The sequence below is a fragment of the Intrasporangium calvum genome (assembly GCF_028446585.1).
Classification (GTDB): domain Bacteria; phylum Actinomycetota; class Actinomycetes; order Actinomycetales; family Dermatophilaceae; genus Intrasporangium; species Intrasporangium calvum_A.
The window spans coordinates 1-3,504 of sequence record NZ_JAPFQL010000146.1 but is presented as its reverse complement, the minus strand read 5'-3'; the positions used below and the strand labels follow the sequence as shown (position 1 = coordinate 3,504).

4 protein-coding genes are annotated in these 3,504 nt (G+C 70.4%); all 4 read right to left on the bottom strand.

Translation table 11 applies throughout. The annotated features are described in order from the left end of the window. Positions 1-25: 25 nt before the first annotated feature. Entirely contained in the window at positions 26-1,234 is a 1,209-nt protein-coding gene (locus OO014_RS19110) for a sensor histidine kinase (protein WP_272463917.1), read from the bottom strand. A gap of 32 nt (positions 1,235-1,266) precedes the next feature. Continuing rightward, positions 1,267-1,968 carry a response regulator transcription factor gene (locus OO014_RS19105; protein WP_272463916.1) on the bottom strand — a complete coding sequence of 234 codons (702 nt, stop codon included), beginning with the start codon at positions 1,966-1,968 and terminating at the stop codon, positions 1,267-1,269. 36 nt (positions 1,969-2,004) lie between these two features. Further along, on the bottom strand, positions 2,005-2,364 hold the full coding sequence (locus OO014_RS19100; RefSeq protein ID WP_272463915.1) for a hypothetical protein: 360 nt from the start codon (positions 2,362-2,364) through the stop codon (positions 2,005-2,007). Beyond that, a partial coding sequence (locus tag OO014_RS19095; protein ID WP_272463914.1) for an Ig-like domain-containing protein occupies positions 2,364-3,504 on the bottom strand: 1,141 nt, incomplete at its 5' end. The genes OO014_RS19095 and OO014_RS19100, both read right to left, overlap by 1 nt.

The window sequence follows — 3,504 nt, the reverse complement described above, 5'->3', positions numbered from 1 at the left end:
ATGCTCGACGACTGGGCGTCGGTCGTCACCTCGAGCCCGGCCCCTTGGGGAGCCGCAGCACGAATGAGGTCGTGGCCAGCGACTCCAGGTCCAGACGGCCTCCCTCGCCCGCCGCGAGCTGCCGGGCCAGGGACAGGCCGACGCCAGTGCCGCCGTCCCCACTCACCCCTCGCTGGAAGACCTCAGGCCCCAGGCGTGCCGTGCCCTCGTCGGCGACCCGGACGAAGACGTGCGTCGACGTCTCGCCAACCTGCACGGTGATGCGCCCGCTGCCGTGGTCACAGGCGTTCTCGACGAGCACGTCGAGGATCTGGGTGACCGTCCCGGGGCTCGTCCGGATCGTCAGGGTGTCGGCGCCGATGCGCTCGAGGCGACGGCCCCGGGCAGTGACTCCCGATGTCCACCGCTCGATGGCCTTGTCAACGAGCACGACCAGGTCCGCCTCGGTCGCACCGCTCTGCCGGACGCCGCGGGCCATCCCGAGCAGGTCGGTCACGGCGGCGCTGAGGCGGTCGAGCTCGGACAGTGCCTGCCGCAGCTCTGCTGCCACCGAAGGCGCCGTCTCCGGCCACTCGGCGAGGTCCTCCAGCTCGAGACGCAGAGCGGTCACCGGCGTGCGCAGCTGGTGCGATGCGTTGACGGCGAATTCCCGCTCCCGCCGCACGAGCATGTCGAGCTGCTCGGCGCTGCTCCTGATGGCCGACCCGATCTGTTCCGCCTCAGGCACTCCGTAGTGCGGCACCGCGACCTCGTCGAACCGTCCGCGTCCCAGGTCGCTGGCTGCCGCTGCCAGCTGCTGGAAGGGCCTGGCCATGCGGCGCGCCATCCAGAACCCCGCGAGCGCCGACATTGCCACGAGTGCCAACCCGAGCAGCACCAGGGGCAGCAGCGCTTCGGAGACGCGCTGGTCCACCAAGGCGCCGGACCGGGCGAGCGTGAGGCTCCCACCGCCGGCGAGGGCCCTCGTCTGGACGATGTCATCCGTGCGCTCGGGCTGGGCGCCGACGCTGACGACCACGCCGTCGGGTCCGACATATCGGATGCCCTCGGCGTCGTTGAGCAGCGGCTCGAGAAAGTCAGCGGTCACCGGCGCACGGTCCTGGGCGCGAGTCTCGACGAGGACGGCGAGCAGGGCGACGGACCGCTCGATCTTGCGTGTCTCCTGCTGATGAACGAGGTCCGCCAGAAGGTAGGCGCGCGGCACGCCGTAGAGAGCGATCACTGCGACGGTCATGCCGACCAGTGCGGCCACGAGTCTTTCCCGCATCAGCGCCGCGGCTCAAGCCGGAAGCCCACGCCCCGCACGTTGACGATCTCCACCGGGGCCTGGGCGTCGACGAGCTTCTGCCGCAGGCGGCCGATCGTCGCATCGAGCGTCTTGGTCGAGCCGAACCAGTGCTCGTCCCAGACCTCACTGATGAGTCGATCGCGCGTGACGACGCTGCCCGGCTCGGACTCCATCATGGCGAGCACGTCGAACTCCTTGGAGGTCGTCGGCAGTTCTGCCCCGCCGATCCAGACCCGGCGGGCCTGCCGGTCGACGCGGAAGGGCGAGTCCACCGGTGACGAGGCAGGGGGCGCGATGGGCGGAGGCGCACTGCCACTGCGACGCAGCAGGGCCCGGGTGCGCGCGAGCAGCTCGGCGAGCGCGAACGGCTTGGCGAGGTAGTCGTCCGCGCCCGTGTCCAGGCCGACGACCCGGTCCAGCTCACCATCCCGAGCCGTCAGGATGATGATGCCGCCGTGGAAGCCGCCGTCCCGGACCTGGCGGCACACGTCCAGACCATCCATGTCGGGGAGCCCCAGGTCGAGGAGCAGCAGGTCGACTCCACCTGCTCCGACTCGCGTAATCGCCGGCGTCCCCTCCTCGAACCGCTCGACCGCGTATCCCTCCCGCTCAAGGGTCCGCAGCAGCGGGGCCGCGATTCGGTCATCATCCTCAACCACGAGCACGCAAGGGGGGCCCATGGCACCGCAGCCTAGGGCCCACGCCGGTGCCTCGCCTCAGATTCGCCGACTTGCGCGGAGAGTGATCACGATTACGGCCGTTGCCAGAGCCAGCACGGCCCAGTCCATGGACTGCGCGGGATGGGCCGGTTCCCCGGGACTCCCCACCGTCGTGCCGAGCAGGATGCCGGCGGCGGCGCACGTCGCGACGAGCACCGCCGCGGCACGCGCCGCGAACCCGTCCCGCACCGCCAGGGCACACGCACCGACGAAGGCCATGATCCCGAGGCCCACGCTGAGCACCTCCAGGTAGGACAGGTCGCCGTCACGGGTGGCCCGGCCGATCAGGGTTCCGGCGAGGAGCACCATGCAGACCGGGGCGGCCCAGCGCCAGCGGCGCGGGGCCGGGGCGTCCATCAGAACTCCCGGTCGAGCGCACCGAGCTCGGTGGTCGTGGCGCCCGAACCGGCGATCCCGGAGAGGTCCGTCACGGCCGATGAGGGTGTCCACACCAGGCTGGACGGGTTGGCCGCCGTGCGTAGTCCGCTCCCGCTGGCGAGCGGACCGAGCTTCACCGTCACCGTGGTCACCGTGAGGCCGTTGACGGTCGTGGAGCCCGCCGTCATCGTGGCGTTGAAGAGGACCGTCTTGCCGCCCTTGATGTAGTCCTCCTTGAGGTTGACCGTGCCAAGGTTCACGGCCGCGCCGCTGCGTTGGATGTCGATCGTGTCGTTCTTGCTCGACAGTCCGATCAGGTTGCCGTCGCGGAGTCGCAGCGAGACTGCGAGCGCCGAGCCGTTCCAGCCCGCGGTGATGCTGCCGAGAGCGACGTGGTCCGTGTAGGTGAAGGTCAACGTGTCACCTGTCTCGAGCTTGCCGACGGTGGCGCCGCCGTTGGCCGTCTGGACGTCGTAGCCGCGAAGCGGGGTGTTGTCGACCCGCCTGCTGCTCACGACTGCCGACGTGGTCGTCACACCGGTGCCATCGACCAGGATGGCGCGGAAGTCGTAGAGCCCGTCGGGCACCGTGACCGTGTCCCAACTGCACCGGTACGGCGACGCGCTGGCGGTGCAGACGTCCGTCCAGGTGGCCGATCCGGTGGGGGCGCGCTGGATCCTGACGTTGGTCACGCCGGCCGTGGAGTTGGCCGCAGCCTCCAGCGTGACTCGCCCGGAGAGGAAGGCGCCCGGGTCCAGCATCGTCACGGACGAGACGGTGTTGTCGACGAGGCGGTTGCTCACGGTGGCGGAGGTCGCAGTGTTCCCTGCGGCATCGGTGGCCACCGCACGGAAGGCGTAGGTGCCGTCCAGCAGCTTGGTCGTGTCGTACACGCAGGACCACGGGTCGGTCGACAGGGTGCACAACGCCTGCCAGCTGCCACCAGCGCGCTGGTACTCGATGGCCACCTGGGCGATGCCGGAGTGGGCATCCGAGGCAATCGCCGTGAAGGTCCGAGTGCCGCTCAGTGGTGATCCGGGGTCGACAAGCGAGACGCTCGGGGTCTGGTTGTCGACCAGCACGTCCAGCACCGTCGCCGAGGTGGTGGTGCTCGGCCCG

Bases quoted from the DNA above. Each gene is read 5' to 3' on its own strand.
- OO014_RS19110 (WP_272463917.1), bottom strand. From the start codon at position 1,234: ATGACCGTCGCAGTGATCGCTCTCTACGGCGTGCCGCGCGCCTACCTT.
- OO014_RS19105 (WP_272463916.1), bottom strand. From the start codon at position 1,968: ATGGGCCCCCCTTGCGTGCTCGTGGTTGAGGATGATGACCGAATCGCG.
- OO014_RS19100 (WP_272463915.1), bottom strand. From the start codon at position 2,364: ATGGACGCCCCGGCCCCGCGCCGCTGGCGCTGGGCCGCCCCGGTCTGC.